This window comes from Kovacikia sp. CALU 1929, assembly GCF_056784235.1.
On the sequence record NZ_JBXBCF010000109.1, the window covers coordinates 1 to 26,081 of the forward strand.

The window sequence follows — 26,081 nt, forward strand, 5'->3', positions numbered from 1 at the left end:
CGGCGACAGTCGCTTTGACTACCGATTTGACAATATTGGGAAACGACGATAGCATCAGACAGAATTTTTTATTTGATAGGGGTCAGAATACTATTTTCTGACCCCTTTTTTCTTGTCTTAAGCTTTCTTTCAACACTTCTGCTTCAAGATATAAATTCATATCTGAAACAACATCCGTTTGTTGTTCTGAGAAAGAAGTTTCTGGAGAAGTTTCTGTATTTGTAATGCGACTAGATCGCGCATCGATGTGATCGCTGTTCACAAATCGAGGTGCGACCAGATCGCAAAAGTCTTCTGCAAATGTATTCAACCTTTCGTAATCGATTCGGTAGAACATCACTCGCTTGCAGCAAGAAATCCAATGTTGTGCCGTCTGAATCAATCCAAGCTTTTTCAGATTAGCGATCGCTTTTCTCAACCCATACTCACTCATCCAGGGGAATTGTTCTTGCCAAGACTTAAGTGAGTTGTAGATCCATTTAGTTCCGTCGATCATCCAACCTGTTGTTGCAGCGTTGAGCGTCCAGTAGTGCAGTTGTTGCAGGAATGCTCCCTCATCGAATCCATTTCCTGTTTTGCCAAGAGTTTGTTTGAGCCGTCCTGCTAGTTGCGGTGGAATGGGAATTGAGTTTGTTTCGAGTGTTTTATCGCTCATCGTGGACACACCTCTGTGGATCGAGAACTTGAAGGGGTAGCGACCTGAAAGGCAGGGCAGCGTTCGACCGTCTCAAGGGTAAAAACTTGCATTAGAAAATGACCCACGACAACGGTGGGTTCCGGATTGAGGTAAGGTGTGATCGCATGGCGCAAGTGCCTATGCGATCGCGATTGGTTCGGACTGGTTTAGAAGGGCATTAAAAGGGCAACGCCGCATCGTGTAAGTCTTTGGAGACCAGCACGATCCAACAACTATTGCGATAACCGAGGGCAACAAAGCCAAAACCAAAGCGTTCCCGGTCTTGCTCCCAGTGTTGAATGGATTGCAAAGCAGAGTCGAGGCTGGGCATTTGACAGAAAGCTATTAGCGTGGGGTTATTGGGGATAGAACAACAACCTTCGGCGTAGCCTTTCAGGTAATGGAAGTTATCCTGAAATTGCGGATGAGGGATGCGGCGGTTCATCCCATCGCGAAATCCGGCACTAAAAATCTGATCCGGTGCAAGGGGTGTGCCTTGCCGGGAATGTCTTGGTATCATAAGTTATAAGTCTGTTAAGGACATTTAGAGGGCGATCGCTATCCGTGGAAAGAGGGCGATCGCTTTCTCATTGGCTCCCTCTGCATTTTCAACCTGGCTTGGGACAGGCTAAGGCTGCATTACTCCTGATGCAAAATTGTACCGATCTACCGCTTTAGCTTGTAGGGATAGCCAAAGCAGGTAAAGGTTTTCAACGTTTAATATTCAAATGGTCTTAGGGCGATCGCCTTTACTGTTCAGAGGTAGGTGGTTCCCAGGGATCGATTCCGTTTTGCTGGAACCACTGCTCGTAGTAAGTCAGTCGATTCCGGATCTCATCTTCCTGAGCGTAGGCTTCTCCCAGCTTTGTTAAATTCCTTTCCAGGGCTTGAACTTGCTGACTTAATCGATCGTTACGCTCCGATTCTGACCTGACTACCCCAAAAGCATTGTCAAACCGTCGCTCCAGTGATTCGGTGAGCAACGCCCAACTGAGAATGAAAGCTTTTTTGTTACCTTTGTAGGCTCTGGTGAGCCAATACGCTGTAACGACTTCTAGTGGAAGGGCATTGATCCGGGTCTGCCCTCGCTTGCCCGGTTCTGGTTCTACCTCGACTGATTCTGGAGTGTAATCCGTATAAGCCTCTCCCAGTAAAGCTTTGGAGTCCTTTGATTGTAGAAAGCGTAATGCGTAAACGGGGGCTTCCTCGATCGCTTCTGCGGCTTGAGCCTGGCTCATTCGATAGGAGCCATCGGGCAGCATGAAGCCGTCAACGGTGAAAGAGCCAAGTTGGACATTAGAGCGAGATGCTTTAACTGAATCTGCCATGTTGATGAACCCTTACTTATCCTGTTTGGGCTGTTGATTTGCCTCTCTCGCTTCAACAGCCTGTTTAAGAAGAAACACAACTAAGTTGGATACGCTGCGCTCTTCGGAACTTGCCCATTGCTCCAAATAGCGCAACAAATCTTCATCAACAACAACGGATATACGGGGTTTCCTGGTCGGCACATCCAGCAAGCAAAAAATTGTGTTCATTGCAATATTACTCCCTGTTCAGCTACGTGCGAGATAGTTCAACACAGTGTTGACAAGTGCTGAACCTATGTTAGCCTAATTCGTAGGAACTGGATACTCCTCCCTACCACTTCGCCAGTTACTACCCGCGAACCTTTCTTAAAGGCTTACGAACATGACTGAATACCCTGATTTATCGGTAGTTGAGCCGATGACAGACTCGCTTACCTTTTCGCAGGAACTCGATCTGCCACCCACCCAAGAAGCCTTCAGCAAGGTGGCTGCGACTTCCCCTGCCACTTCCCGCGAAGGTAGTACGAATGCTCATCCTCCTCTTTGGCGACCAGCCGAGCCGCAATTCACGAAGGCGATCGCCCAGTATTACGGGGTGTCCCGAAAATCAGTTCAGCAGTGGTTTCAGAAGGTCAAAGATGCCTGTCCCTGGTTTACTGAAGCCGACTTGAAATTGCCTGACGAGCGGTATACCCCTTTGTGCATCGAACTGATGGGTGGGTATCGCACCTCTGGCTTACCCTTTGAAGCCTGGAAAGCCCAGCTTTGGGAGCAAAATCCTGATTTGGTCGAGGCTTACCAAGCCTCTCAGTCCCAGAAGCAAGCTGCCGATCCTCCAGCAATTGCAGTCATTACTCTGCGAGAGTCTGAGGTACCGCTTCCTGTGCAGGAGATTCAACCCCTGAATCTGACCGTGGTTGATTCCACCCAACGACTCGCTGAAGCCATTACCAGCCTGAACACGACCCTCCAGCAGTTTGTCAGCAACGATCAGACCCTCGAAGATGCTCTCAAACAGCATGCCACTCAAAAAGGCTCGCGGTTGGGAACGGAACTGGCGATCGCCGAAATCGGCAGCATGATGCAAGCAACCGAATCGGCACGGGTGGAATTGGCAAAAAAGCTGGGCTTACTGTCTATCCCCGCCGAGCCACCCCAGCAACAATCTGCCTGATGCCGATCGCGATTGCTGTGCTGGTGATGCTTACGTTTGCCCTTGCTTGGTGCGTAGCCTATTTGCCGCAAACCCCAAATGCACCAAAGCTGCCTACTTCAACGATTTTCCCTAAGCAATGAAACCTTCGTGGGAGCTACCAATCAGTTTCTAAACCTCACCCCATCAAAATTACAAAGAATGCATCTATGTCCACAACCACCCTTGAAGCTCCAATCGCCCTTGAAATTACCATTTCAGAAACCTTATTCCGGCGATTGCAACAGGTTCTCGATGCTTACCCAACCCAAAGCCTGGATGATCTGACCAATCAGGCTCTCACGGCTTATTTGCTGCACCTCAGCGTTTTAGAGGGCAGGTCGCTCTCATCCAGCCCCTTAATGACTGCTTTTAGCAACGGGGGTGTGCTTCTCTCACTTTCTGGAGATAAATCAGGAGACAACCTATGACGTTCAGTTCCCAATACAACCCCCAAACCTGGATTAAGCATGTCATCCCTGATCCTCAGCATGGAGCTTTGTTTCCTTACCGAATGCTGGCTGGAGCGTTTGGCATTGGTGTAGACCGAGAACCCTATCTCAATCAGGCTTTAGGTCGGCTTACCAGTGGGCAACACTATATTGAGCAACTCGGTCGCACCTTTATTACCCTGGCAGGGTTGTACGCGATCGCAGACCTGCTGGGAACCTCTGAAGGGCAGTTGTTTAAGCAAGCTTTGATGGCTTGGAGTCAGACCCATCAACCCTTCGGTGGGTTTCAATCTTCCCCTCCATCCCCCCAACCTCCGCAAACCTCTTCTCCAACAGAGGTTTTGCCTCGTGGTTCGTTGGTTGCAATTCATCCGATGCCTACTGGGATGACCGAATCCCTTCATCAACCGGGAATGCTGCATCCCCATCACTCCCAGACGAGCTTTCATGATGTTCATCGGGCAGACCATCAGTCGCCCATCACTCCTGATGGAGCTTTGTCGAGATCCCAGGTTGCTCAGGAGCTTGCGAACGTCCTGCGCCCAGAGATTGAGCGTGCGGTTTATGCGGCGACTGCTACAACCAGGGTTCCTGAACCAACCACTCCCAATGGTCAGCAGATTCTAGACGCATTGAAGTGGCAAAGAGAGTCTGATTTGCAACTGATTCAAGGCGTAACGAACGCTCAACAGGTTGTCTCTGATGCTGCTCAAGGCTCTGTCAAAACCACTGGCAACGCGATCGCTCAAGTTCAAGTAGCAAATGCAGTAGTCAACGAGAGCCAGGGATGGCGGCAGAGCGTCGAAATCTGGCTCGAAGGCGCAGATCTGCCCACGCTGATCTTTGCGACCTGCTTGGGATTACCACTCGTTGCCTTTGCGGTCTGGATTGTTGTCTCTGCTGGAATCGCCATTTTCAGACCCTCCTCATCCCTGTCCCCTGCGGCTCCTATTGCCCTGATTAACTCCACTGTTCCATCCCTGGAGAAGCTCTGAATGAAAGAACCGAACTACTCTCAAAGACCCAGTAGCCATCGTCCCTCCATCACCTCGTACCAAAAGCGACCTCAAACTCGGCACCTAACCGAAGCCGAATTTCAAGTGGCTTTGGAAAATGTCAAGCGTGAGCATCGAGGTGTAATGCTGGCGATCGCCCAAGCGGAACTGGCTCGTGACTACCATGTACTCGATCAACGCCTGATTGAGATTGGCATTGCTGAAGTGGGCGTTGAGATGACGAAGCAAGACTTTTCAATTGTCGTCAACAAGCTGATCCAGAAGCGGTTCCAAGCGGCAATGGCATTTGATGATGCAGCAGCGGCTCCCTTTGAATGGGATCTCCATCGCCAGGGAATTTCTACCAAGCTTGCAGCCATGCAGATGAAGGTGGATTCGACGGATCAAAAGAATCTGGACGACCAGGAAATCCTCAAACTGCGAGGATTGATTTCTCAGTTTGCCAACTACTCCACCGCAGGAATTGGCGCGAGAGCCACCAAGGTGGAGCGGGGCTTAGAAGGAAATGTCCGGCAGTTGTTCAGGTAATTTCTGATGAAACGCTTAGCGATCGCGGTTGCCACCTTCTTCTTGCTCAATCGCAGCACGACTCTCGTGCAGTGGATCTTGGCATCGTCGTTACCACTGCCCAACATGGCAATTTTTCTAATTGCCTTTCTGGGTGGGATGGTTCTTTTCTATGCAACAGTACTTCAGGGCAGCCGATTTTGGCAGGACTATCAAACCCATCTCAACCTCTACACCCCAGCAGGTTTGGCAGGGTTTGCGCTCAGTCTTTGGGAATCGATGATCTCTGGCTAATTCTCACTCCTTTCTTTGCAAGCCGAATCAAGGTGCAAGCCCTATGGTCGATCAAGTTTACCGTCACTCAACTCCCAACTCCTGGATGGAGGATGGCAATGATGAGCTTGGAGGTACTGTTCCATCCCAATTGGGGACAGAGGTTGGTTATACCCAAAAAGCCGCGCACGGTCTAACGGCTCTCGCGATCGCCACGGTCTTCACCTTTGTCATTCCATCCGACCAAAATAACCGCTGGTTTTGGAACGTCTTGCAATGGGGCGGTTTAACCTCTGCGTTTGCAGCAGTAGCGTTGTACGGCAAAGTTGAGGAAGCAGAGGAAAAACGGCAAAACAGCCTGGAGATGCAAGTGAGGGCGGCGGTTACTGCGACGGCAACTCGCTTGCAGCAGCAGTATGAGGAATCCATTTATCAGCTTCAACTTCAGCATCAAGATGAGCGGCAAACAATTCATGATCGGTATCTTGCCGCCGCTCAAGAGCAGATAAATCAACTCACATACCGCCATGAGCAACAGCTTCAGCAATTTCGTGTCCAGATGGAGCAATCTCAAGGAGTCGCGATTGAGTGGCAACGTCAAGTAGAGGCGCTCAACCTGGAGTTGACCCAGGTACAGGCAGCCGCACTGGAGCAACTGAACCAGGAGCGGGACAACATTGCCCTCAAAGAAATGCAATTTCAGCGTCAACAGGAGCAATTAGAGACCCAACGTCATCAGATCCAGGAGGAGCACCAGCAACTTGACCAATGGTTGACCCAACAAAAACAGGCTCTAGCCCAGCAAAAAGAGGCTTTAGAGACACGAGAGGTCACGCTAGAGGGCAGTCTTGCCCAGCAATATCAAGAGCACCTCCAGGAGCTGCAAGCGCGGGAGCAGGCATTGCGCGATCGCGAACTGGCGTTTGAAGAACAACTGGAGCAACGGGTACTCGCTGAAGAAACCCGACTCAAAGAGCTTGAAGTTCAGATGGGTGAAAACTTTGAACGGTTATGGTCTGAGCGAGAACAGCTTTACTCCGCTGTGGCAAATAAAGCAATGACCGAAGCATACAAGCTCAAGCAGCCCGATAAAACCTCTGGGGCAACCCATGAAGAACTGCTGGCAGATAAGGTGATCGACCTGTTCCATCAGCACGGCATCATTGTCAAGCGCCCGGTGGTTGAACCCAAGCCCCACAACAAATTTGAACTGACCTTCACGATTCTGCCGGTTGATCCGGTGGTTAACAAAAACCGGGGTGCAGACGAACCAGAATATATCACCAACCTGGTGGATGCCTTCAAACTCATCGATACCCGGTTGCATGACGGGGTGAAAGCGGTTGTTCCAGGGTGTGAGTCCAGACCCAAAGTGGAGATGGTTTATGGTGGCATCAAGCTGGTGATCGACATTTCTGGTATCGACTGGGAAGCTCAAGCCCAGGAGCGTAAACGCGCTAAGGAACCCCAGATTATTGAGTCTGACCCCAACTGGCTGCTGTTGGTCGCAGAAACAGGCAACCACTTTCGGATTACTGGACCGACTGACTCTGGTAAATCCACCCTGGCAGATAACCTGGTTGGGGCACTGAGAGCGGTGTTTGGCACCTTGAGAGTGACTTTAGCCGATCCTAAATATCCCTTTACCGAATGGACGACCTTTGAACCGAACTTCAAAGGGGCGGATGAGTGTTTAGTCGGGGTAGGCAAGTTAGAGCGGTTAGTGGACTCCCGGTTTATTCAAGCACGAGTGGATAAAGATGCAGGCAGACCGATTCGAGAGTTTCCGGCTGAATTATTCGCCCTCGATGAAGCTGAAATCTTGATGGATGAAGCGCGGCTGCGGGATGACATCGATCCACCCGGACGCGGGCAGCTATCGATGCAGCGAAACCTGGCTCGGATGTTGCGAAAGGGATTGAAGTTGGGTCGTGGTTTGACCAGGAAGAAAGGCAAAGGGCTGAAGGTTTTATACGTGGCACAATCCCCCTTGTGCAGCCGTTTAGGACTCAACCGAGATGACTTCGATCAGTCCGTCAACATCTTCATTGGCGAGAACATTCCCCGTGCCTTGGATGAGGAGTTGAAAGGTAAAGTGAGCGCGGCTGACAAAGAGTTTTGGTTGTCTCAATACCACATGCGGGTGGCGCGAGGCGACGAATATTTTTGTCTGATCAAAATGCCTGGAAAACGCCCCTTTATTGCCACGATGCCTGTGCCTGGAACCTATGCCGTCAAAGAAGTGACCACTTCCCAATTATCAGAACCAGAACCTGCGGCAGGAACCATCCAGGAGGAGGAATTAGACACGATTAATCTTGATGACGAGACTCACTTCGAGACAAACTCTGATCCTTCTAAACCCCCAACTGGCTACGGCTTTGGCAAGGTTCAAGAGTATCTTGACGGGGAGTTTGATTTGAAACTTCCCTACCTGAACAACCTTCCTCCCGATGAAGTGGCACGGTTACTCCAGGGATTAGGCTCTAACCAGGGTGAGGATAACTCTCAGAATGACCTGAAAACTTCTTCTGGAAATAACTTGAGCCAGGTTGATGAGGCTTGCAATCATGATCAAGACTGGCAACCTGATGAGGTTGAGAGCTTCTCTTCAGATGAAACTCTGCCAGAAGTAGGTTCTGACCAGCTTAACCAGGTTGGAGAGGTTACAGAGGTTGGGTCAGATGACCAGGTTTTGCCGCGATCGGACTCCAAAAATGCAGATCACAATTCATCCTCTTCCCCTGGTCAACCCTCCCTCTCCTCCCCATCAGAGGGAGTAAATGATGTCTCAAGTGAAACAAGTTTTGAGCCTGTTCTGCCGTGGTCTTCAATGGCAAGTTCAGCCAGGTTATTCGAGAGTGCTAAAGCACGAATCACTCAACTCATTGGGCAAGGGTACACCAAACCGTTTGAGATTTGCACGGTGATTTGGGGGAAAGCCGTTAACCCGTATGCCAAGCCTTACAACGGCAAAGAAGGGGTTAAGCATTTAGTTGAAAAACTGATTAAAGACATGAATCAGTAAATTCTAGCTAAAGCATTTTGAACAACTTCAGCATTCATTTCTTAGTAGATATTCTTTCTGCTAAAAGGAGGTCAACGATGACAAACAGCACTTCATCAGCACGAGGGAAACAATTATTTAATTCACTGCTGACAATGGCAGGTCTTGTGACAATCGTTGTCGCTGGAGTTGCGTTTTATGCAAATACGAAAGATTCTAGAGATGCTTATGCTTCTAGCCATGCAACAGGGGGCTTGAGCCAGCAAACAGGTATCCCTGATTCTGGGTTAACTAGTTTTGCACCAGAGACTGCAACCAACCAACTCATGAGTGGTGCATTGCCAATGGAGCAATCTGTTGCATCCAACAATCCTGATCAGCGATGGAATGCTTCCTACCGCACTTACCGGATTTCCGATTATTGCAATGGAGCGCCCAGTAGTGGGGCAAACTTCAGGCAGTACCCTGCAATGGATTCCAATGCAATTTTGGGTGCCGTTGATGCTGGGCAAACGATTTGGCTGACCGGGCGGAGAATCAAGAGTGACGGGGTCGTTTGGTATGAAGTCGTTAACTCAATGCCGCTTGCTCCGGCAACTGATCCTATGTCCCAAAATAAGTTGGATGCTTATCAATCTGGCTGGATCGCAGATTGCTTCTTCTAAAACTCATCAATGGGTGCTACCTTGCATTAGGCAACCCCATCGTCGATCACACCATACCCAAAGCAAAGCGTTCCCTCGTGATGACATTCAATGCACCAACCTACTTGGGGTGACCCAATCCAGGTATCCCAATCGTGGCTGAACAGGGCAAGTACGTTTTGCTGCACCGTCGATAGCGCCATCTGCAAGATGGGATTGCGGGCATTGAACCAGACCACTATCACCGTTGGATTGCCCAATTGAAGCTGCTGGCAAAGTTGCTCAAGCACTGCCACAAGTTGTGGATCTTTTTGACACTCAAAACAAAGACTGCCGGGAACGTTTGCCCAATCAATTTGCGACCATTGCCAGGGAAAGGCATACTTCAACCACTCCACACAGTCGATCGCCTGTGGATCGTCCGGTACCAGCCAGGTGCAGCGATCGCTCGCAATGCCTAGCTGCTCAAGGGTTTGTTGAGCCGCCTGGTTATCATGCTGCCGCTTGAGTTGACGGATCTTCTGCCGTAGTTGCACTTGTTGGGTCGTTCTATCCATTTCGCGATCGTGCTCAACCTTCTCTCCAAACTATCATTTGTCCCACTTAGTGCAAAAATGGGATTCTCTTATGGCATTGTCTATCAGAGTCAAGGCGATAGCTTCCTGGTTGTTGCTGTGATGCATCTCCAACGACAGCCAAACTATTGGGCTGATAGAACTTGATGACGCAGTGAGGGGTTAGCCCAGGCTGAATTTGATGGATGTTACGCCAAAACCCAGAAGTTGAACCAGAATGAGGAGAGGTTAGGGTAGTTGAACCCATTTCAACCACCCTCGCCAACGGTGACATGGTTTGAGGAGTGATTCAATGTCAGGGAAGGTGGCTGATAAAGTGGCTCGGCAGCAAGTAAAAGAATCCGCCAACTGGCGCTGCTAAAATCCTGCTTGTCAACGTGAGTGTCTGCGACCTGGGGAATCAATGGATGATTTTATAGATCGAATTGGGAATGAGCAACGGCTTGATTTATTGGGAGGGCTGACAAGTCAGCACTGGCGCGATCGCGACCAGAAGTCAGATAGCCCTTGTGATTCAATCCAACCGTTCATTATGAAGGCGATGTCCGATGGCAGTGGTGGCTATCTGGCACTTTGCGGATCTTGTGCGATTAAGTTTATTCAACCCTCTCCTCAACAAAGTTTTGTGCAGACAAAACTTGAGTTGTTGGGGCAGTTGCGTTTGCTGTAGTCTCTTATATTTAGTAGGCTTTTTGGGAATCTTCTCATTAGTTCAATATTAGTTGATTTCAAATCTACCAGTTAATTCCTTACAGGTATCTTCATTAGCACTTTTCCAAGGATTCAATTTGTAGTTAACTATTCCCTCTAACCGTTCTTTTCTCAAGCGGAAAGCTCCACTCAACTCTAATCTTGCATGAAGAGGTTGACCATTTAGAATGATTTTCTCACCGAGAAATGTCCATACTATGTCGTAGCCATTTCGATCTAAAAAGTGCAGAAACGCCTCGCGGTTTATGAGACATGCTGTTGGACCCGCTTCTCTTACGGAGGGGTCAAAAGCAATCAGATTATCGGTCTGATCAAAGAAATAGCCTTCAATCCCATTCCACCTAAGCTTCATTTGATTGGCTAGAAACTGGGTTGGTAGATAAATGCTGTATGATTCATCAACTGAACAATCAAAACCGGAACTCTCAGCTAAATACTGGTCAGTTGTCACCAAAACTTTTTTGGGAATTTGATCATGATATCCGGATGTCCAGCCATCATGACTGAAATATGGAACGTTGTGATATTTGAAGGCTGGCGACCAGAAAAACTCCCCCAGAAATACTTGAGAAAGTTCATGAGACTCTGGCATCCAACGCCCCATAAAGTTCTGTTGTACTGCCCAATCATACACACAGTCAAGCTCTTCTTTGCGGACAAAGTAGCTCTTGACCATGTACCAGATTTGTCGCTGCGATAATCGATCTTCCCCGACTGAGACTGGTTCATCCCATGAGCTGTGATTTTCCAGGGCTAACCAGCGAGAACTATCTTTAGGGTTAACAATATCGATAATTGGTTTAATAGCAGGAAGATCATCTTTTTCCCGCAGCCAATCAGCATTATTAGAATGTTCCCTCCAGGAATCATAGGGAGTGGCAAACCACCAAGGTCTATTTTGCTCTTCCCAGTCGTTTCGCCTAGTACTTTTTAGAAGACAGGATGGGTCAATATCACGCTTATACCGTTGCCACGGACCATCGTATCCTTTATTGTCAACTGAGTTCCACTCATCCTTTCTAAACCTAAAGTTATCTGACACTCGCGCTAAAAACTCATGATAGGCAAGCCATTGATACTTCTTGCCAATTCTTTCGGCTTTATTTGCTGCTCGTCCACGAGAACTCTGCATGCTGTCAAACCAGCCGAAACGTTCTACAGTCCAACCAAGATCAAAAACACGCCAAAAAATCCAACGTTGGGCGATGCTGTGATCAAAGGTAGGTTCACGCTCCTGAGAAGATTCAGAATAGGATAGAACAAACTCATCAAAAATTTGAGTTTTCTTTTTTCCAAGAGCTTTACGCAGTGATTGCTGTACTTCAGTAATCGTCGTCTCTAATTCCTGTTCAGTAAATTCACCTTTAAAGATTTCAATTCGTTCTTCGGTGCTCAATTCGTGGTAGTAGTTTACGTTTTCTAAAACGGTGTGGTAACGTTCCCAAGCTTTTTTCTGCCTGTCTGTTAGAGATTCTAAAAAGGCTTCATATATTTCTCTTGGAGTTGGTGGCTCATCCAATCTTCGAGAAGACCAGGAAAAACTAGAGGAATTTGTGCCAATAACATAACGTGCAAAGTCGCCCCAGCTTAAAACAGAGTGTTCGATGGAAAAAACGCTCCGCCAATAATTCATGTGTGGGCTATCCTCATAGTTATGCTCTTCAAGCGTTTTCTTTGCCTGAGCAGTATACTCTTCTAGTTCATTCTTTGAAGGGATGTGGGAGATCCATGCACTTTTGTAAGGCGGTTTAATACGAGAGGCATCAAACTTTAGTGTGATGCTGCGGTTTAATGCAACTTCAATCACACCACGTGCATAGTCTCTCAACAGAATATGGGGAATTGGCTCACCGTTCTTAAATACCCAGTCGTATACATCCTGAGCAAGTTGTGTGATTGCGGAGTCATCTATACTTCGCATTGCACATCCATATGCAACAGCATAGAGACGTTCTAAAACATACCAATCATCTATAGTTAAGAACTCTGATATAACCTGTCTTAGAATATGAATACGTGGGGTGAGCAATGCAACGAGAGCTTTTGTTGCACGGTCGCGTAAAAAGCGATTAGATGTTGTCAGAAACCAGGCAAGGGCGATCGCACATAATCGGATTGCTTCATCATCAATATGGCTTTTATCTTCTGCTGTCCATGCCCAGTCTACTAGACGATCAATTGCCCCATACTGCCCATACTGATAGTGGAGAAACGTTGACCACCACGCATCTCTATCAGGCATCTTATCCTGTTTAAGACGTTGATGTAGAAAGTCAGCGTTGTATGGGTGATTTGGGTTAGAGGCTACTGTTAAAAAAGCATCTAACAGAAGATTGTGGGATTCCTCATGTCGAGCGATGTGCGAATTGATGTACTGGCGTGTCGTTTCTGAAATTGAACTGGGATCGCGCCAAATCAAGCTTTGGGCGAATGAATCACGCACAATGGAATAATCAGCACAGTAGGGGGCAACCTCAATAAGCTCTTTGCCAATAAGCTCTGGAACCTGAATTAGAAAAGCTTCTAAAAGTCCACGGTTTCTACAGCAACTCTGATAATCCTTCAGCAATTGACCTAATTGGCTTGTTGGGAGAAATGCTGCCAACGGATTATCAGAATTAAGATACTTTTCGAGTAAATGCTTAACAATCAGATGATCAGAAAATCGCTCATATGAAAATCGAATTCCATCTACAAGCTCGTCATTTCCCTGCCAAAAGCGATCTTCAGCGATAATGCCCTCAACCAGCAGATATCTGAATAGAGTATTGAAATAGCCTTCACGTGGAAGTAGGGCATTGACGATGGTTTGTGCCTCTTCACGAGGTAGCCATTGTCTGTTACTTTCTGCCATTACCTCTGAAAGGTTTTGAACTGCTCGTTGAACTATCATTAACTTCTCATCAAAGTTTAAATATTCCTCATTAGCAAGTTTTGTGTTGACTGAATCGACCAGAAAATTGAAGACTGACGTAATTCCATAAAATCCAGGCCGTACTTCTGTCCATCCTTGATTTTTGAGTCCGAGACAGAAGAGTTTCAGGAATAGTGGATTCTCAAACTCAGGATTTAGCAGTGGTACGCTAGGGCGTTTGATTCCAAAGTAGTCGAAAAATATTCGAGTTGCTTGGTACTCATGCTGAGCAAAACCATAATGAGTTTCTCGTATCAGACGATCGTTTCCAAGATGTTGAGGAATTATGATATCTTCATAAGGGGTCCGAACACTGATTGCGATTCCCAAATGAGGGAAGTTGGATAAAGTTGTTAATATGCCTGCGAGATGCTTTCTCCAAAGCTTCTTTCCGTCGCCCTCATTTAAAGCGTCAATTAAAATTAATGCTTTCACTCTCCTTGCTTGAGCAGCAGATTCTAAAGCACCCAAAAATTCTTCCTTTGTGCAGGATAGCCCCAAAAGTCCAATAACTTGTGACCAAGGTTCATCATCATTAAACTGCTCACCCAGTAACAAAACCGTAGGTAAATCAGAAGAAACTCTATGTTGAGCAACATCACACAACAAATGAGTTTTGCCTGTACCAGCAGTACCACGTAGCAATAGTGCTGCCACATTGGCAAGTTTGGCTTCACTACTTCGTGCTAGATCTTCTAAATAAGTCAGTTCTTGTGCTAATTTGCGAAGTTGGTGAGTCTGGTAAGCATAACTATTTGATTTCGGCTCTGATGCAGGTTGATTTCTCTCTTCACTTTGTCTCAGTACTCTCATATACTCATAGACTTTTTCATGGGATTCAGAAGCAAGAGTTGATATGGTAGTGAAGTCTATTTGAGTTACGCAGATCGCATCTAGTCCATTCAGAACTGAAAGAAGTTGAGTAATTCTTCCCTGTAATAATTCAGAAATTGTTTTTGCAGATGTGTCCTTTTCTGAGGAAATTGCACTGGAACTTACTTTCTTGATTTTTCCCTTTAAGATCTTTAATCGATGGAAAAAATCTGTTGTTCTCCCCAAACCATCAAACAATCTAGCAACTGGTAAATTGATATTTAGTTCCGGCGAATATCGTGTTCCTGCATTAGAGATCGCTTCATCCAATCGAGCTTGAAACCAACGTTGACTAAATAGTTCGGCTCTAAACCAAAATAAATATCGTCCTCTATGCTCTTCACGAGTTAATCTTTCAAAAATCTCATACTCTCCCCAGTAATGGAAGTTAACAACCATCCCTTTGTGCTGTGCCCATTCCTGCCACTTCTCTGTGCGGTCATTCCACCTGTCCATAAACCACTTCTGTTGATCGATACGGGGATCTTGGCGATCAATTGGCAGACAAACAGTATAGGAAATCAATTTAGGATGCTTGTTTAAGGCTGTCTTGACTGATTCGTCTAGTTGTTTCCATTGGCTCTCCTCCACTGAGATAAAGAATTTAGCCTGCCAAGCTTGCTCCTCTAAGTTAGGCAAACGCCAAAAGCATTCTATTCCGGCATCTGGAGCACCTTTACGAATAAAGGTAGAGTTAGAAGATAATGGTTTTTCATACGCAGCAAGTTGGCAGCAGAGTTCCTCAAAAGCGGAATGTTGTGAGCCATTCCAGGAACGAAGATTCTGCCAATTAATGCTACTCGACATTTTCTACCTACTCCTTAATAAAATCCCCGTCTAAGGCTTAAAGGTGTGAAACAATATTGTGGCACAAGTTCTGTATTCTGCTGCTGTATTGAGTTACAAAGGTGGGATACCTGGTTTTTCAAAAAGGGGTAAAAGCAACATAGATTGTTGAACTATGTACGGCACCATGAGCAATCTCAGTGCTCCGAACAACTCACCGTAAGCCCCACTCAACTCATCTGCAATCATCTGGTATTGCGGACAATCTCGGTTGATGCTGGTGTCGCTTGCCTCTTGGAATGCAGCAAATGACGTTTCAACCGCGTTCAGCAATTGTTGGTAGTGGCTGAATGCTTGTGCCATTTCCCGTTGGGCATCCGACATTTTGTTCAGTGCGTGTTGATTCAAATTCGGTTCCATTGACTTCCCCCTTCTTCGTTTAGGTCTAGACAATACGCGAGTTCGCAATGGGTCTCGGTCAGGAACTTCGCTGTGATGAGGGTGAATGTGCAGGCTTGACTGACCTGTGGCAACTTTCATGCCGACTATCGCGATCGTCAGCCAGACAAAAAACTTCATGCAAACAAATCCAGTCAGTAATAGAGGAAGAGCCAACAACGGCTCTCCAAGGGCTACTCTCCTGATTTGGGAGAATCTTCTGGCGTAACGGCTTCTGTGGGTTCTTGCCGGAGTACTTGCAAATAGACTGTGGTTGCGATCGCCCGATGGTCTCGGTGATCTGCCAAGTCAGCGATTTTGCCTTTTACGGTTTCCAGGCAAAACCGGAATAAGTCAGTGTGATCACACACCGCCGCCGATAGCTGACATTTCTGGTCATCTGACCAAAGCGGTGGTGCATCGGGTCGCTGTGGAATAACGGGGGGTGTCGTTGAAGCACTCGCAGTGAGTGGAGAAGTGTTTTGAGTATCCAGCAGTACAATGTTGTGTTTGACATTGCCGTTTTTATCACTCCCGGCTGGAATCAGTTGCACCATGACTCCCTTGCGTAAGGGTTTGGTCTCTTCATCACTCAAAGACTTCCAGATTTTGGCGGCTTCTGATCCTTCGGGTTGAGACTGATCTAGAAACAGCACGGAGCGGTACGGTCCATAATCTCCGTCCTTCAATTTCCCAATAACTTCGACTTTTGCACTGATCGGGCTAACAACTTTTGCCATCACTAAAAGCTCCTAATTCAGGTGAACGAGAAGGGGCAATAGCGCCCCTCCTCGTTTGCTGCTTTAAAACTCAACGAACGGAACGTTTGCAAAAATCGCGCCATTCAAATCACTCGTCGCATTCGCTCGGTACGTCGCTTCTGGGTAAACTGCAATCTCTCCCTCAAAGCGAATGCCTTCGCGCAGGGCGCTCATCCAGCCAGCCAGGTAAACTTGATTATTCGGTTGTGTCGGCATCTTCCCGAAAGCAAAATCTGCTTTGCCTTCGTAGAAGTCGGGTTCAATGGCTTCCAAAACTTGCTGATCTCGTTGATCCCGATCAGCCAAGCAACAGTCAGCGATAAATGACATACTCAGAACATCCTTTTCTAAGGTCGGGCATTTCTGGTGAAGTGCTCTCTTTTTTTGTTCAAGGGCACTGGCAACAAAGCGCTTGTATTCTGCTGTTCCGCCAAGCGGTTTCTTCAGTCCGTCCGCCGGGGTGTCGCTCCCCTTTTTCACGGGTCATACTCTCTGGAGAGAGTGGCGGGCGCTCTTGAAGCAGTTGCGCTCTCTGCTGCTCTGTTGTCTTATCTGCATTATACACACTATGTTGATAAGACGACCCTCTTTTTCAAAAAAGTGTGTAAAAACTGGATAATTTTAACTGGGAAATTACTGACCGTTGATGAAGGGGTTGTGCAGATGCCGTTTGCGCTAGATCCGAGAAGCTGGATAATGAGGAGAACAGGTATGGTTTTAGTAATGGCTGCGAAAAAGTCGGGTTCTAGTAAAGCTGGTACAAGTAACGGCAGGGGGAAGCACCGCAACCCAAATTCGCTAGCGAATTTGAACCGGGAAGGTAGGCAGCTTGCGTATGAAGGGGAGGAAAAAAAGCGGCACAATGTCTCTGTGACTGACAAAGGGTGGGAGGGATTTAGTCAGATCGCCGATCGCATTGGTCGCTCGAACTCAGATTTAATTGAAGCTCAGGGACGAGGAGAGATTGACTTGATGATGACGATCGAGCAATTATGCAGCACTGAGACATTAAAAAAGTTGGATTTAACTCCAACTCAACTCATGCAACTGACGGTTATCGAGGTTCTCCATCGTCTTTCTCGCGTTCAGCAAAGCTGATCAAATTCACTGTAGAGGCTCAGCTTGACAGGGGCATCCAAAAAGATGGATTACTTTGCGGTCAATTGCGATCGCAAGCAGCAAATCTGAGTTGAGTGAGCGTTGATCTAGGGAACGCTGCGCGAACGCTCTAACCACCCGCTTAAATCAGCCAACGTTGCAAAGTTCAACAATGCCTCTCCTAAATCCTCTAGTTGAGTCAGGTCGAGAGCTTCGATTTGCGATTTTGTCGTCATCGGAACCTCACCCACTTTTCGAGTCAATAGGCGTAGGATGAGCGATCGGGCTTCTTCTTGGCGGATTTCCTGGCGCACTTCCTCGCGAGCTTCTTCTCGTAGTTCCTGATAAATTACAGACTCTTGCATCAGTTCCCTCCGCAACACGCGCCGAATCACTTGCTTGTCTAATACTAGCCCAGCTAATATGCCACTGGCAGCAGCCAGGTTACTCTGCTGCTGCCGATCGGTCAGTGCATCAATGGCTTCTGCCACTTCCCGCAAAACGGAGGCGCGATTGCTCGCTTGACTCAAAGCTGCGTAAGGCAATAGTCCAGGACGTTGAAAGAAAATCTCGGTGGACTGCTCCCACAACCGCACTACCTCAAACTCATGGCGCAAGCGATTGGCGATAAATGTGGTTTGTTGCACCAATTCAGAATCAGTGGGTCGCAAATAAACCACCACTTGCACCAGTCGTTTTTGAGGAAACCGCCTAAACACCCGTAGTGCGTAATCTGCCATCCGAAAGGGCATGGTGGAGTCAGGGTCAGTTTGAAACTCGCAGTGCAGGACTACATCAGCCGATTGCAGCAGAATCAAGGCAAAATGCTCCCGGAAGCACGGGACAAGCCTTGTCAGCTTCCGGGAGCATTTCGGCGCGAATCGGTTCCAGCGAGAGTTCCGATGGACTTAGTTCGGTTAGGGCAATGGGTTCACCGATGAGCCAACTGGCGAAGTCGGGTGAATATTGCTCGATGAGAAACTTAGAAACATTGTCAAACATGGTGCGATTGTACCAGTTGACTGGGAAGTAAGGTTTAAGCAAATAGCTGTTTAAGCCTATCCAAAGAATGAAAATCCTGAAACTTCTACCTGAATTACGTTTCAGGTTCCAGCAACAACATGGCATTAAGTCCTTAAACTGGCAGAATAGTTGTTTGTTGGACATCTATTGCTTCATGTCTCTGGCAAGAGCGTTACCACCGAACCCATTGAGCGCGTTCTTCGCCGGAAAATCGAGTCTCGTTGGTTCCTGTTTCTGGATTAGAACTGAAGTTACCAAAGTCTCCCCACCGGAGCCAGCGGGCGCGTTCATCACTGCCAACTTCACTGCTGCTAGCGATCGCCGTTTCAATTAGTGTCCGAACTTCAGATATCACGTTCAAGCACTCGCCCAGAGTATCCAGGACTTGCGCCTGCTGGTTGACATGAGCGGCATTGCCTAAAATTCGGCGTGGCTCCAACTTCATGCCGACTTTGAGCGGAATGGCTGAAAGATATTCAGAAACAGCCTCCAGGTAAGCGTGGTCGTTAAATCTTGAACGACTGTCAAGCCGCTGTTCAATCTGTCGTAAGGCAATTCTGGCTTGGGCGATCGTGCGACGGGAAATGACTCCCATTTGGGTTTGAAAGAGTCCCTTATCTGCGTCAAACTCCACTGCACTAAAGCGTGTAATCGTTTGTGCCTTAAAGTTCAGTAAGTTCATCTGCTCGTGAATCTGGTCGGCATAGTCAGCGCCCAGGTTATAAAAGTCCAGAGTCGATTCGGGCTGTTCATCGACCTCGACTGGAGCGTAGCCTTTGCCGTGCTTCTCAGCCAGGAGTTGTCGCAGCTTATTCTGAGCGACTGCTACCGAGCGACAGGCATAGGTGTGGGGACGTTGGGGATAGTTCACTCGTCCGTATTCAACGTAGAGATCGCCATTCGGTAGCACCCAGGCTGCCCATTGCTTATTGTGGTTCTCGGTCGGGTCAACACAGATTAGTTTGACTGTCCGAACCGCATTGCTTAAGTCTGATCTATCGGTTGTCATCATCGCTTTTCTCACGAGTGATTGAATGGTTTGAAAGGGGAATGGTTCAATCCATTTCCCCTTGTGATAGGTTTAGAATTTGGCTTTCCGATCAGAGGCGTAGTCCAACTCAGGCTCAATCGGTTGATCAACCTCAGAGGATGCCGGAATTGCAGACTGCCTTGCCCATTCCTCTAAGCGTCGGTTCTTCTCCTGTTCATCTGGATTGCGGCTTTGTACAGGGGCAACTAATGCGGCTTGAATGAACTCATCTAAACTGACTTGTCCGGGTCGATCCGCGATAAAAGCTTCTTCGGCACAGGTCACAACCAGTTGCTCTAACTCAGCTCCATTGAAGCCCTCGGTTGCAGCGGCAATCTGGGCGAGTTGCTCATCGGGTAAGCTGATTTTGCGTCGTTGCATGTGAGCCTTGAGAATTTTGGTTCGAGCAGTGCGCTTAGGTAGTCCAACATAGAACGTGGCATCCCATCGCCCCACCCGTAGCACCTCACTGGGGAGATGATCGACTCGGTTAGCCGTCGCCACCACAAATACCGGAACACGACGTTCCCGCTTGTCGTTAAGCCATTGTAGAAATGTTCCTAACAGTCGTTGGGATGTGCCACCATCACCGCCAACGGTGCCTTTGGCGATTGCGGCGAACTGCTTGTCTAATTCCTCAATACAGACGATGCAGGTTTGGGATTCAACCTCTTTGAGAAATTTGTCCAGGTTTTCCTCAGAACCGCCAACGTGCTTATCCATCATGCGTCCGATGTTCATGTTGAACACGGGCATCTGCCAGGTAACCGCCATGTTTTTAACTGCCAGCGATTTTCCGGTGCCCTGCACACCAACAATCAGGCAACCACCCGGCAAGTCCAATCCATACTCCTGTGCTTTGGGAGAAAACATCTTGCCTTTGCGGTCGAGCCAGCGATCGAGGTTTTCTAATCCCTCAGCCCGAACTGTAGGGAGATCGAGCGTCTCAATTCCACGCTTTTTCATCTTGGCAGTGCGGCGGAGTTTGATGAATTCTGCGGTGTTGTCGGTGATTGTCTTATGGGTAATTGAGGCTTCTAACAGCAAATCATCGGCTTCTTCTTTGGTAATGCCTCCCATTGCCCGAATCAAGTTCTGTTTGCCTGGTTGAGACAGTGCAATCTGGACTTTTCCTCTCGATTGAGCCTTGATGTCAGCCAAACGAAACTCCAGGTTTTGTTCTCGCTCGGTTTCAGTTGGCAGGGGATTATCCATCTCGAAGATCGCCCCGTCGAAGTGATGACTCAGACGCAGGTGATCGCCGATGAGAATAATGCGTTTGTCCGACCGTTTAATTTCCCGGCACAGGTCAATCAAATCTTGTAGCACAAAAAGATTGGGCTGGAGTCCTTCTGGTAGGAACTCATGAACATTGGCAATCAGAAACAGAGCTTGCTCCTTACAGTCTCGGATGTGCTGAAACAACCCTGTTACTGGATTGTCCGTCACAAAGCCCTCGACTGGATTTTTCTTGATGCCTGTCATTGCGCCACTCTTGCGATCGCGAGTCAGCGTCACCTGCCGGAGTAATTTCGTAAGATTCCAGTAGTAGGTTTGATAATCCAGTGGCTCTGCAACCTCAACGACTAGTTTGGTGATCAGTTCATCTTCAACAGCATTCGGGCTATTGATTGCGATCATGCCAGACGCTGCATTCAGGCGATTTTTAATGAGTTCGATGTCAAGTGACATAGTGATCTCCTACAAACGTTGCTGAATGACATTGGTTTGGGTAGTAGGCTGTTCGTACAGTTCTGGTTTTGCAGTGAAATTCTCCACATCACCCATCGCTTGCAATGGTTTGGTGAGTACTTTGCACCCTTCACCCTTTACCCCTTTGACTTCTGTATGCATTGGCTGACCGAGCTTTAGCTTGACAATAATGGTTGGCTGTTCTTGCATGATTGGACTCCAAAATTAAACTGCACTACCGATGGAATGGCTGATGGTTTGCTGGATCTGTGGCTTCGGCTTGATGGTGAAGGTAATTTCGTTATCAATCCGCTGCTCAACCACCACAAAATTGCTGGGGGGATATTTGAGTAACACCCCGGCTCGGTCATGCTCCAACTGAACTCGGTAATTTAGCAGGGTTTGGATTGCCTCATCGGTTAGTTGAGAGTAGTCAAACTCACTGCCGTATTCGCTATGGCGAATCTCGTAGGAGTCACATTGTAAGGTGTACACTCCAGCATTGGAGTCCCACAAGAACCCGATCGCAGTATGTTTTTCCCTTAACTTGAGATGACGAGCAATGATATGAGCGCGGCGTGAGTCGTTGTAACTGTTGACATAGCGCAGAGCCGCTTTCGCAACTTGTTTTGCGGTCATTTCAGGAGAGATGGATACAGCCTCAATCAGAAACCCCATCTCTCGTAAGCCGTTGATCAAGGCTTGGTGATCATTCAACTGCGTTTTGATATCTGCAAAGTGGACATGGTATCTCCTTCGACTTCAAAGAAAAGCCCCTAATCTCTGACAGTCCAGGGGCATTACTAACGGGTCTTGTCTGTTCAATTGATTTGAAATGAAATGAAGGCGCGATCAATGCAGTTTTAAGCCTTGCTGGGCATCGGTTTCATCCCTGGTGGCTGCGGTTTCAGCAGTTTCCCCATACTTCTTGGCTCTGGAGTCCTATCGAGTTCTTTTTCTATAATATACATACTATGTCGAAAAACATCAACCTTTTATTCTAGAAATTATGTGTTTTCACGAGAAACAAAGCCGATTAAAATCGATAAAATACGTATAATAACGAAGAGCGCTTAGGGGTAATTGATTGGAGATGACTTCTATGGTGGAAACCAAACGCACGAAGCGCAGGGGAAAGCACGGTAGCCCTAACTCATTGGCGAATCTCAATCGCTCTGGCTCAAAGCCTCGGTATGATCAGATAAAAAAGACTCGCTCAATTTCAGCTACATCTACAGGCTGGGAAGGCTTCAAAGGTCTTGCTGACAGACTTGAGCTATCCGCGTCTCAATTGGTCGAATCACAAGGACGAGGCGAAATTGATTTAACTCTCACAATTGAAGCAATTTACTCTCCTGAGACCCTGACACGGTTGAACCTCTCACCCGCGCAACTGTTGCGAATGCCTCTACTCGATGTTCTCTACCGTTTGGCAGTTCTGAATGGATGCGATTCTGTAATTTTGTCTTAGTCGAGATGATTGATTTGGAGTTTAGCCAACGGATGTTCACAAGACAGCAGTACTTGATTGTGCTGAAATCCTCAAAGTTCTTGCTCTAAAGCTCTACAGACGAAATAAAATCCGTCTTGGAAGGGATGGAAAGCCAATATCACTATGCCTATAGAGCGAAGTTTCTCCACGTATCTTTCGCTGATTAGATTCAGCTATACCATGAGAAGGAAGTGCCCATTTCTATGGCTTTAGGTGGGTACTCTGGGGAAGATTCGAGCGTAGCTAGACTACTCCCTGTAGTGGAAACAAACCCTGGGTAGCAGCAAGTAACGACTGTCGTTGCTGAAATTTTTGGCAGCTTCTGCTGTTGCTGCGGGTTCAATCAGGCTTTTCAGGTTCAAGTAATTCCAGCGGCAAGTCGCTATCAATCCTTTGAGGTTGATAGCGATGCTTCGCAGCAGGGTTATTCAGACAATTTGGAGAGTATTATGTCAAAGCTTGCTGAAATTCTCGAAAGCAATCAAGAGTATGGAGATCGCTCCCGTTTGGTGCAAGAAGGTACGTCCGATAACAACCTTTTGGTCGGACAGAACCAAGGAAATGATTTTCTGCTTGGGCGAGATGGAAATGACACCCTCGTCGCAAGTGAAGGGAAAGGCGTGAACGGGGGTGCCCCCAATGAAAATTTACAACCTGATACCGGAACTGACCTCAACCAAGTACCTGGTGGACAGGTTGGTGTCACACCTGTTCCTGGGTCTACTCCTGTTCCTGCTCCTGGAGCTACTGTTGTTGCCAACACAGCAATTACTCCCCCATCCAATCCCATTATCGGAACGCCCAATCATGACAATCTCCAGGGAACTGATGGCAATGACATCCTGGCTGACTTTGGGGGTAATGATGTAATCAATAGTGGCAACGGAGATGATCTCGTGTTCAGTGGAGAGGGCAATGATTCTCTCAGTGGCGCGGCTGGCACAGATACCCTGTTCGGTGGTGAGGGCAGCGATCGCTTTGTTTGGAACAATGGCGATGGCAGTGATGCGATCGACGGAGGCATCGGGCATGATATCAGTGAGATCAATGGAGCCACAGATGGTGATGCCTTGACCCTTACCCAGGATGCCCAGGGGCAGGCAGTTCTGGAGCGTTCAAACCTGAAGCCCTTTACTGTCAAATCAGATGGGGTTGAAGGAGTTGAAGTCAACGGTCTGGCGGGTGATGACTCTTTCACCGTATCAGACCTGACGCACGCAAACGTGTCCTCCGTTCAGTTTACGGGTGGTGAGGGTAACGACACCTTACAGGGCATCCAAGCCACCGCTCAATTGTACGCATCTGGCGATGTCGGCAATGATATCCTGCAAGGTGGATTGGTTGACGATACGTTGCAGGGTGGCGAGGGCGATGACATCCTGAGCGGCTTTTTAGGGAATGACCTCCTGGAAGGCGGTGCAGGACTGGACCAGTTTGTGTTCGGTTCTGGTGCATCTTTCGGTCAAGCCAATCCAGGTTTAGATATCATCAAAGATTTCAATGCTGGAGAAGACAAAATTGCTTTGAGTAAAACAACTTTTGCTTCCCTGCAAAGTGGTAAAGGTGAAGGATTTAGCCAAGGCTCCGAGTTCACCATTGTGGATAGCGAGGCAGATGTTGCGAATAGCGACGCTTTGATTGTGGCAGTTCGTGGTTCAACGGGCACTAGCCTGTTCTACAACGCGAACGGTGCTGAGGCAGGGTTAGGTGTGGGTGCCCAGTTTGCCACCTTAGAGGGTTTTGCTGGAGACCTTACTGCAAACAACTTTGCACTTCAGGCATAGCTGCTTTTTCCAAGTCCAATCTGATTCTTATGCCTCTGCTGTTCCCGTTTTGCGAGTTCTACTGGATTTGGAGCGAGGAGCAGCAGAGGTGCGCTGACTGGTTGCGCTCTTTGTAGTCGGTTTTGGGCTGGTGCGAGTTTTTGCTGCACCTCTACGAGACCGAGGAGCAGTTTTAGCGGCAGAGTTTTCAGAGGATTCACTCATAGCTGCTTTTGCTGTTTCTTTTGGACTGCGGGTTGTCTCTGTCTTCGTTGTTGTTCTACCACGTCGCTTGGGAGTCGTGGCAGATGTCGGCTCCTCAGAGGAAGATGAATCAGGCAAATCTTGCGGCACTTCAGGGAACGAAGCAGTTTCTGGCTCAACCTGTTTCGCGGCTTGTTTACGAGTTTTAGTGGTTTGAGATTGTCCTTTACCTCTCCGTTTTCCAGTAGGGACATAGTTCTTCAACGTTGCGGCACTGATACGAATCCCTTTGTCTTTCAAGAGAGCAGCCAATTCTGGATAGGTGTAGCCCTTTGCCAGTGCTGCTTGAAGTGGAACTTTCAGCTTCTCAACAGCTTCCTTGAGTGATAAATCTTCTTTGGGTTTTTCTGGCAGTGCCTGTAGGAATGATTGAGCATCCTCAATATTAGATTGGGTGACGATCGTCGCTCTTGCTCTTTTGGTTGTGGCTGCCATAGTTTGGTGCTCTCTTGAGAGTGGATTGTCTCGATTGTATTGCCCCAATCTTGAAATGTAACAATCAAACTATACGTCAAAGTCATTCAGCACTGGTAAAGTGTTCAGAGTAGTGTTTTTGTTCTTTCCAATACGGTTAGGGCAGGTGGATTTCTAAGATTGAATTTGTTGTGCAGTGACCAAAGCGAGACGAGCCACAATTGAGTTAGGAGATAGGATTCTGCAAGTATTCCAACTTCCCGATGGAGAGTATGGTCTTAGCCAGACGCAGGTAGGCGAGTTGCCAGGGAAAGACGAGAATTACGTCCGTAAATTTTTAGGCTCAAAATCGCCAGAGGCACTGCCCTACAAGGACTTCACACCCGTAAAACTGCCTGTTGAAGGGGAGCGAACCCGGATTAACCTGATTCCGATTGATCTCGCGATCGCCTTTTGGACGAAGGAAGCCACCGCAGGGAATGCGGTCGCGGCTCGGTTATTGGGAGCTTGCGCGGTCGAGTCAATTGAACGGCGTGCAGACAAAGCGCTTGGGATTGAGCGGACAGAAGAAGAGCGGAACCAACGGTTGGTAGCAACCTTCCAACGGTTAGGAGAGTATTTTCCCAAGTGGACGGGATCTCATTTCTCTGCCAGCCGCCACCACACCCTGGAATCTGGATGAATACCATGAGATCGCCCCACTGCTATTGAAAGATTTCAAGTATAGGATTCCAGGGCAAACTGATAGAGATATTGGGCATACTCTGCTCAAATTGCAATAATCTCCGTAATCTGCCTTTTTCCTCTGTGCCTGAGATTGTGTCGTTCTGCTTCAATTTGGTGATGTTGATGGTGGTGATCAATCTCATCCCTCCTGGCTTGCAGAATTTGCGATTTTTGTTTATGATATTTTATCTTTTTTGTTAGATGAGATAAACTTATTAGCGTAGCCACATGCATTGAGCAGGATGCGCTCAAAGGTCTCGGATGAAATTATCAATCTCGCCAGTGATTTAATCATGGAGGACAACAACATCCCAGAAATACCCCATGACCAGAAGTGGGCACTCACCATCCATGTGCTGAAATCATTTGTTAAAAGTCAACGAAACATCGAACAAATTCTGCAAGCCAGGAGGGATGAGATTGATCACCACCATCAACATCACC

Annotated in this window: 29 protein-coding genes; 13 read left to right on the forward strand and 16 right to left on the reverse strand. The window is 47.7% G+C overall.

The window, feature by feature from the left end; all coding sequences use genetic code 11:
• Nucleotides 1–82: 82 nt before the first annotated feature.
• The 4 genes from AC1S52_RS30785 to AC1S52_RS30800 form a co-directional block, all read right to left on the reverse strand.
• Nucleotides 83–655 carry a hypothetical protein gene (locus tag AC1S52_RS30785; RefSeq protein ID WP_482032869.1) on the reverse strand — a complete coding sequence of 191 codons (573 nt, stop codon included), beginning with the start codon at nucleotides 653–655 and terminating at the stop codon, nucleotides 83–85.
• Between the two features lie 199 nt (nucleotides 656–854).
• Complete coding sequence (locus tag AC1S52_RS30790; RefSeq protein WP_482032870.1) at nucleotides 855–1,196, reverse strand: hypothetical protein; 342 nt, start codon at nucleotides 1,194–1,196, stop codon at nucleotides 855–857.
• Between the two features lie 229 nt (nucleotides 1,197–1,425).
• The gene (locus AC1S52_RS30795; RefSeq protein WP_482032871.1) at nucleotides 1,426–2,004 is read right to left on the reverse strand and encodes a hypothetical protein; all 579 of its coding nucleotides are present in this window, start codon (nucleotides 2,002–2,004) and stop codon (nucleotides 1,426–1,428) included.
• Between the two features lie 12 nt (nucleotides 2,005–2,016).
• Nucleotides 2,017–2,214 (reverse strand): ribbon-helix-helix domain-containing protein, encoded by a 198-nt coding sequence (locus AC1S52_RS30800; RefSeq protein WP_482032872.1) that lies wholly within the window; start codon nucleotides 2,212–2,214, stop codon nucleotides 2,017–2,019.
• 154 nt (nucleotides 2,215–2,368) lie between these two features.
• On the opposite strand from AC1S52_RS30800, the gene AC1S52_RS30805 reads away from it, so the two are divergent.
• The 7 genes from AC1S52_RS30805 to AC1S52_RS30835 all read left to right on the forward strand — a co-directional run bounded on the left by AC1S52_RS30805 (nucleotide 2,369) and on the right by AC1S52_RS30835 (nucleotide 9,098).
• Nucleotides 2,369–3,160, forward strand: a complete 792-nt coding sequence (locus AC1S52_RS30805) for a hypothetical protein (RefSeq protein WP_482032873.1) — start codon at nucleotides 2,369–2,371, stop codon at nucleotides 3,158–3,160.
• Nucleotides 3,161–3,348: 188 nt separating this feature from the next.
• On the forward strand, nucleotides 3,349–3,609 hold the full coding sequence (locus AC1S52_RS30810; RefSeq protein ID WP_482032874.1) for a hypothetical protein: 261 nt from the start codon (nucleotides 3,349–3,351) through the stop codon (nucleotides 3,607–3,609).
• Nucleotides 3,606–4,625 (forward strand): hypothetical protein, encoded by a 1,020-nt coding sequence (locus AC1S52_RS30815; protein WP_482032875.1) that lies wholly within the window; start codon nucleotides 3,606–3,608, stop codon nucleotides 4,623–4,625. Before AC1S52_RS30810 ends, AC1S52_RS30815 begins: the two co-directional genes overlap by 4 nt.
• Nucleotides 4,626–5,174, forward strand: coding sequence for a DUF2252 family protein (locus AC1S52_RS30820; RefSeq protein WP_482032876.1), 549 nt, complete (start codon nucleotides 4,626–4,628; stop codon nucleotides 5,172–5,174).
• Nucleotides 5,175–5,180: 6 nt separating this feature from the next.
• The gene (locus AC1S52_RS30825) at nucleotides 5,181–5,447 is read left to right on the forward strand and encodes a hypothetical protein (protein ID WP_482032877.1); all 267 of its coding nucleotides are present in this window, start codon (nucleotides 5,181–5,183) and stop codon (nucleotides 5,445–5,447) included.
• Nucleotides 5,448–5,490: 43 nt separating this feature from the next.
• Complete coding sequence (locus AC1S52_RS30830) at nucleotides 5,491–8,454, forward strand: hypothetical protein (RefSeq protein ID WP_482032878.1); 2,964 nt, start codon at nucleotides 5,491–5,493, stop codon at nucleotides 8,452–8,454.
• Nucleotides 8,455–8,531: 77 nt separating this feature from the next.
• Entirely contained in the window at nucleotides 8,532–9,098 is a 567-nt protein-coding gene (locus AC1S52_RS30835) for a hypothetical protein (RefSeq protein WP_482032879.1), read from the forward strand.
• A 26-nt stretch (nucleotides 9,099–9,124) separates the two neighbouring features.
• Here the strand turns inward: AC1S52_RS30835 and AC1S52_RS30840 are convergent, their stop codons facing one another.
• On the reverse strand, nucleotides 9,125–9,634 hold the full coding sequence (locus tag AC1S52_RS30840; protein WP_482032880.1) for a CDI toxin immunity protein: 510 nt from the start codon (nucleotides 9,632–9,634) through the stop codon (nucleotides 9,125–9,127).
• A 421-nt stretch (nucleotides 9,635–10,055) separates the two neighbouring features.
• Between AC1S52_RS30840 and AC1S52_RS30845 the strand changes: the two genes are divergently transcribed.
• Entirely contained in the window at nucleotides 10,056–10,322 is a 267-nt protein-coding gene (locus AC1S52_RS30845) for a hypothetical protein (RefSeq protein WP_482032881.1), read from the forward strand.
• A 48-nt stretch (nucleotides 10,323–10,370) separates the two neighbouring features.
• On the opposite strand, the gene avs2 is transcribed toward AC1S52_RS30845, so the two are convergent.
• From avs2 to AC1S52_RS30865, 4 genes are all read right to left on the reverse strand, one after another.
• Complete coding sequence (gene avs2, locus AC1S52_RS30850; protein ID WP_482032882.1) at nucleotides 10,371–14,957, reverse strand: AVAST type 2 anti-phage system protein Avs2; 4,587 nt, start codon at nucleotides 14,955–14,957, stop codon at nucleotides 10,371–10,373.
• A 93-nt stretch (nucleotides 14,958–15,050) separates the two neighbouring features.
• Nucleotides 15,051–15,515 carry a hypothetical protein gene (locus tag AC1S52_RS30855; protein ID WP_482032883.1) on the reverse strand — a complete coding sequence of 155 codons (465 nt, stop codon included), beginning with the start codon at nucleotides 15,513–15,515 and terminating at the stop codon, nucleotides 15,051–15,053.
• Between the two features lie 53 nt (nucleotides 15,516–15,568).
• Nucleotides 15,569–16,114 carry a hypothetical protein gene (locus tag AC1S52_RS30860; RefSeq protein WP_482032884.1) on the reverse strand — a complete coding sequence of 182 codons (546 nt, stop codon included), beginning with the start codon at nucleotides 16,112–16,114 and terminating at the stop codon, nucleotides 15,569–15,571.
• 63 nt (nucleotides 16,115–16,177) lie between these two features.
• Nucleotides 16,178–16,615: a hypothetical protein gene (locus AC1S52_RS30865; protein ID WP_482032885.1), complete on the reverse strand. Its 438-nt coding sequence runs from the start codon at nucleotides 16,613–16,615 to the stop codon at nucleotides 16,178–16,180.
• 21 nt (nucleotides 16,616–16,636) lie between these two features.
• Between AC1S52_RS30865 and AC1S52_RS30870 the strand changes: the two genes are divergently transcribed.
• Complete coding sequence (locus AC1S52_RS30870; protein WP_482032886.1) at nucleotides 16,637–17,233, forward strand: hypothetical protein; 597 nt, start codon at nucleotides 16,637–16,639, stop codon at nucleotides 17,231–17,233.
• Between the two features lie 107 nt (nucleotides 17,234–17,340).
• Here AC1S52_RS30870 and AC1S52_RS30875 read toward each other — a convergent pair whose 3' ends face one another.
• The 6 genes from AC1S52_RS30875 to AC1S52_RS30900 form a co-directional block, all read right to left on the reverse strand.
• Nucleotides 17,341–18,051, reverse strand: a complete 711-nt coding sequence (locus AC1S52_RS30875) for an Rpn family recombination-promoting nuclease/putative transposase (protein WP_482032887.1) — start codon at nucleotides 18,049–18,051, stop codon at nucleotides 17,341–17,343.
• Nucleotides 18,029–18,235: a hypothetical protein gene (locus tag AC1S52_RS30880; RefSeq protein ID WP_482032888.1), complete on the reverse strand. Its 207-nt coding sequence runs from the start codon at nucleotides 18,233–18,235 to the stop codon at nucleotides 18,029–18,031. Before AC1S52_RS30880 ends, AC1S52_RS30875 begins: the two co-directional genes overlap by 23 nt.
• 193 nt (nucleotides 18,236–18,428) lie before the next feature.
• The gene (locus tag AC1S52_RS30885) at nucleotides 18,429–19,268 is read right to left on the reverse strand and encodes a WGR domain-containing protein (RefSeq protein WP_482032889.1); all 840 of its coding nucleotides are present in this window, start codon (nucleotides 19,266–19,268) and stop codon (nucleotides 18,429–18,431) included.
• Between the two features lie 69 nt (nucleotides 19,269–19,337).
• The gene (locus tag AC1S52_RS30890) at nucleotides 19,338–20,978 is read right to left on the reverse strand and encodes an AAA family ATPase (RefSeq protein WP_482032890.1); all 1,641 of its coding nucleotides are present in this window, start codon (nucleotides 20,976–20,978) and stop codon (nucleotides 19,338–19,340) included.
• Nucleotides 20,979–20,987: 9 nt separating this feature from the next.
• On the reverse strand, nucleotides 20,988–21,188 hold the full coding sequence (locus tag AC1S52_RS30895; protein WP_482032891.1) for a hypothetical protein: 201 nt from the start codon (nucleotides 21,186–21,188) through the stop codon (nucleotides 20,988–20,990).
• A gap of 15 nt (nucleotides 21,189–21,203) precedes the next feature.
• Nucleotides 21,204–21,695, reverse strand: a complete 492-nt coding sequence (locus AC1S52_RS30900) for a hypothetical protein (protein ID WP_482032892.1) — start codon at nucleotides 21,693–21,695, stop codon at nucleotides 21,204–21,206.
• 385 nt (nucleotides 21,696–22,080) lie between these two features.
• Between AC1S52_RS30900 and AC1S52_RS30905 the strand changes: the two genes are divergently transcribed.
• Together AC1S52_RS30905 and AC1S52_RS30910 are read left to right on the forward strand one after the other, a co-directional pair.
• On the forward strand, nucleotides 22,081–22,449 hold the full coding sequence (locus AC1S52_RS30905; protein ID WP_482032893.1) for a hypothetical protein: 369 nt from the start codon (nucleotides 22,081–22,083) through the stop codon (nucleotides 22,447–22,449).
• Between the two features lie 470 nt (nucleotides 22,450–22,919).
• Complete coding sequence (locus AC1S52_RS30910) at nucleotides 22,920–24,254, forward strand: calcium-binding protein (protein WP_482032894.1); 1,335 nt, start codon at nucleotides 22,920–22,922, stop codon at nucleotides 24,252–24,254.
• Between the two features lie 27 nt (nucleotides 24,255–24,281).
• Here AC1S52_RS30910 and AC1S52_RS30915 read toward each other — a convergent pair whose 3' ends face one another.
• A complete protein-coding gene (locus tag AC1S52_RS30915) occupies nucleotides 24,282–24,932 on the reverse strand; it encodes a hypothetical protein (RefSeq protein WP_482032895.1) in 651 nt (216 codons plus the stop codon).
• Nucleotides 24,933–25,107: 175 nt separating this feature from the next.
• Here AC1S52_RS30915 and AC1S52_RS30920 point away from each other — a divergent pair, with 175 nt between their 5' ends.
• Together AC1S52_RS30920 and AC1S52_RS30925 are read left to right on the forward strand one after the other, a co-directional pair.
• A complete protein-coding gene (locus AC1S52_RS30920; protein ID WP_482032896.1) occupies nucleotides 25,108–25,593 on the forward strand; it encodes a hypothetical protein in 486 nt (161 codons plus the stop codon).
• 286 nt (nucleotides 25,594–25,879) lie between these two features.
• Nucleotides 25,880–26,081, forward strand: a 202-nt coding sequence (locus AC1S52_RS30925; protein ID WP_482032897.1) for a hypothetical protein, incomplete at its 3' end; no start/stop codon positions are given.

Excerpts from the sequence above, each read along its gene's own strand:
- AC1S52_RS30785 (WP_482032869.1), bottom strand. The coding sequence starts at position 655 with ATGAGCGATAAAACACTCGAAACAAACTCAATTCCCATTCCACCGCAA.
- AC1S52_RS30790 (WP_482032870.1), bottom strand. The coding sequence starts at position 1,196 with ATGATACCAAGACATTCCCGGCAAGGCACACCCCTTGCACCGGATCAG.
- AC1S52_RS30795 (WP_482032871.1), bottom strand. The coding sequence starts at position 2,004 with ATGGCAGATTCAGTTAAAGCATCTCGCTCTAATGTCCAACTTGGCTCT.
- AC1S52_RS30800 (WP_482032872.1), bottom strand. The coding sequence starts at position 2,214 with ATGAACACAATTTTTTGCTTGCTGGATGTGCCGACCAGGAAACCCCGT.
- AC1S52_RS30805 (WP_482032873.1), top strand. The coding sequence starts at position 2,369 with ATGACTGAATACCCTGATTTATCGGTAGTTGAGCCGATGACAGACTCG.
- AC1S52_RS30810 (WP_482032874.1), top strand. The coding sequence starts at position 3,349 with ATGTCCACAACCACCCTTGAAGCTCCAATCGCCCTTGAAATTACCATT.
- AC1S52_RS30815 (WP_482032875.1), top strand. The coding sequence starts at position 3,606 with ATGACGTTCAGTTCCCAATACAACCCCCAAACCTGGATTAAGCATGTC.
- AC1S52_RS30820 (WP_482032876.1), top strand. The coding sequence starts at position 4,626 with ATGAAAGAACCGAACTACTCTCAAAGACCCAGTAGCCATCGTCCCTCC.
- AC1S52_RS30825 (WP_482032877.1), top strand. The coding sequence starts at position 5,181 with ATGAAACGCTTAGCGATCGCGGTTGCCACCTTCTTCTTGCTCAATCGC.
- AC1S52_RS30830 (WP_482032878.1), top strand. The coding sequence starts at position 5,491 with ATGGTCGATCAAGTTTACCGTCACTCAACTCCCAACTCCTGGATGGAG.
- AC1S52_RS30835 (WP_482032879.1), top strand. The coding sequence starts at position 8,532 with ATGACAAACAGCACTTCATCAGCACGAGGGAAACAATTATTTAATTCA.
- AC1S52_RS30840 (WP_482032880.1), bottom strand. The coding sequence starts at position 9,634 with ATGGATAGAACGACCCAACAAGTGCAACTACGGCAGAAGATCCGTCAA.
- AC1S52_RS30845 (WP_482032881.1), top strand. The coding sequence starts at position 10,056 with ATGGATGATTTTATAGATCGAATTGGGAATGAGCAACGGCTTGATTTA.
- avs2 (WP_482032882.1), bottom strand. The coding sequence starts at position 14,957 with ATGTCGAGTAGCATTAATTGGCAGAATCTTCGTTCCTGGAATGGCTCA.
- AC1S52_RS30855 (WP_482032883.1), bottom strand. The coding sequence starts at position 15,515 with ATGAAGTTTTTTGTCTGGCTGACGATCGCGATAGTCGGCATGAAAGTT.
- AC1S52_RS30860 (WP_482032884.1), bottom strand. The coding sequence starts at position 16,114 with ATGGCAAAAGTTGTTAGCCCGATCAGTGCAAAAGTCGAAGTTATTGGG.
- AC1S52_RS30880 (WP_482032888.1), bottom strand. The coding sequence starts at position 18,235 with ATGTTTGACAATGTTTCTAAGTTTCTCATCGAGCAATATTCACCCGAC.
- AC1S52_RS30885 (WP_482032889.1), bottom strand. The coding sequence starts at position 19,268 with ATGATGACAACCGATAGATCAGACTTAAGCAATGCGGTTCGGACAGTC.
- AC1S52_RS30890 (WP_482032890.1), bottom strand. The coding sequence starts at position 20,978 with ATGTCACTTGACATCGAACTCATTAAAAATCGCCTGAATGCAGCGTCT.
- AC1S52_RS30895 (WP_482032891.1), bottom strand. The coding sequence starts at position 21,188 with ATGCAAGAACAGCCAACCATTATTGTCAAGCTAAAGCTCGGTCAGCCA.
- AC1S52_RS30905 (WP_482032893.1), top strand. The coding sequence starts at position 22,081 with ATGGTGGAAACCAAACGCACGAAGCGCAGGGGAAAGCACGGTAGCCCT.
- AC1S52_RS30910 (WP_482032894.1), top strand. The coding sequence starts at position 22,920 with ATGTCAAAGCTTGCTGAAATTCTCGAAAGCAATCAAGAGTATGGAGAT.
- AC1S52_RS30915 (WP_482032895.1), bottom strand. The coding sequence starts at position 24,932 with ATGGCAGCCACAACCAAAAGAGCAAGAGCGACGATCGTCACCCAATCT.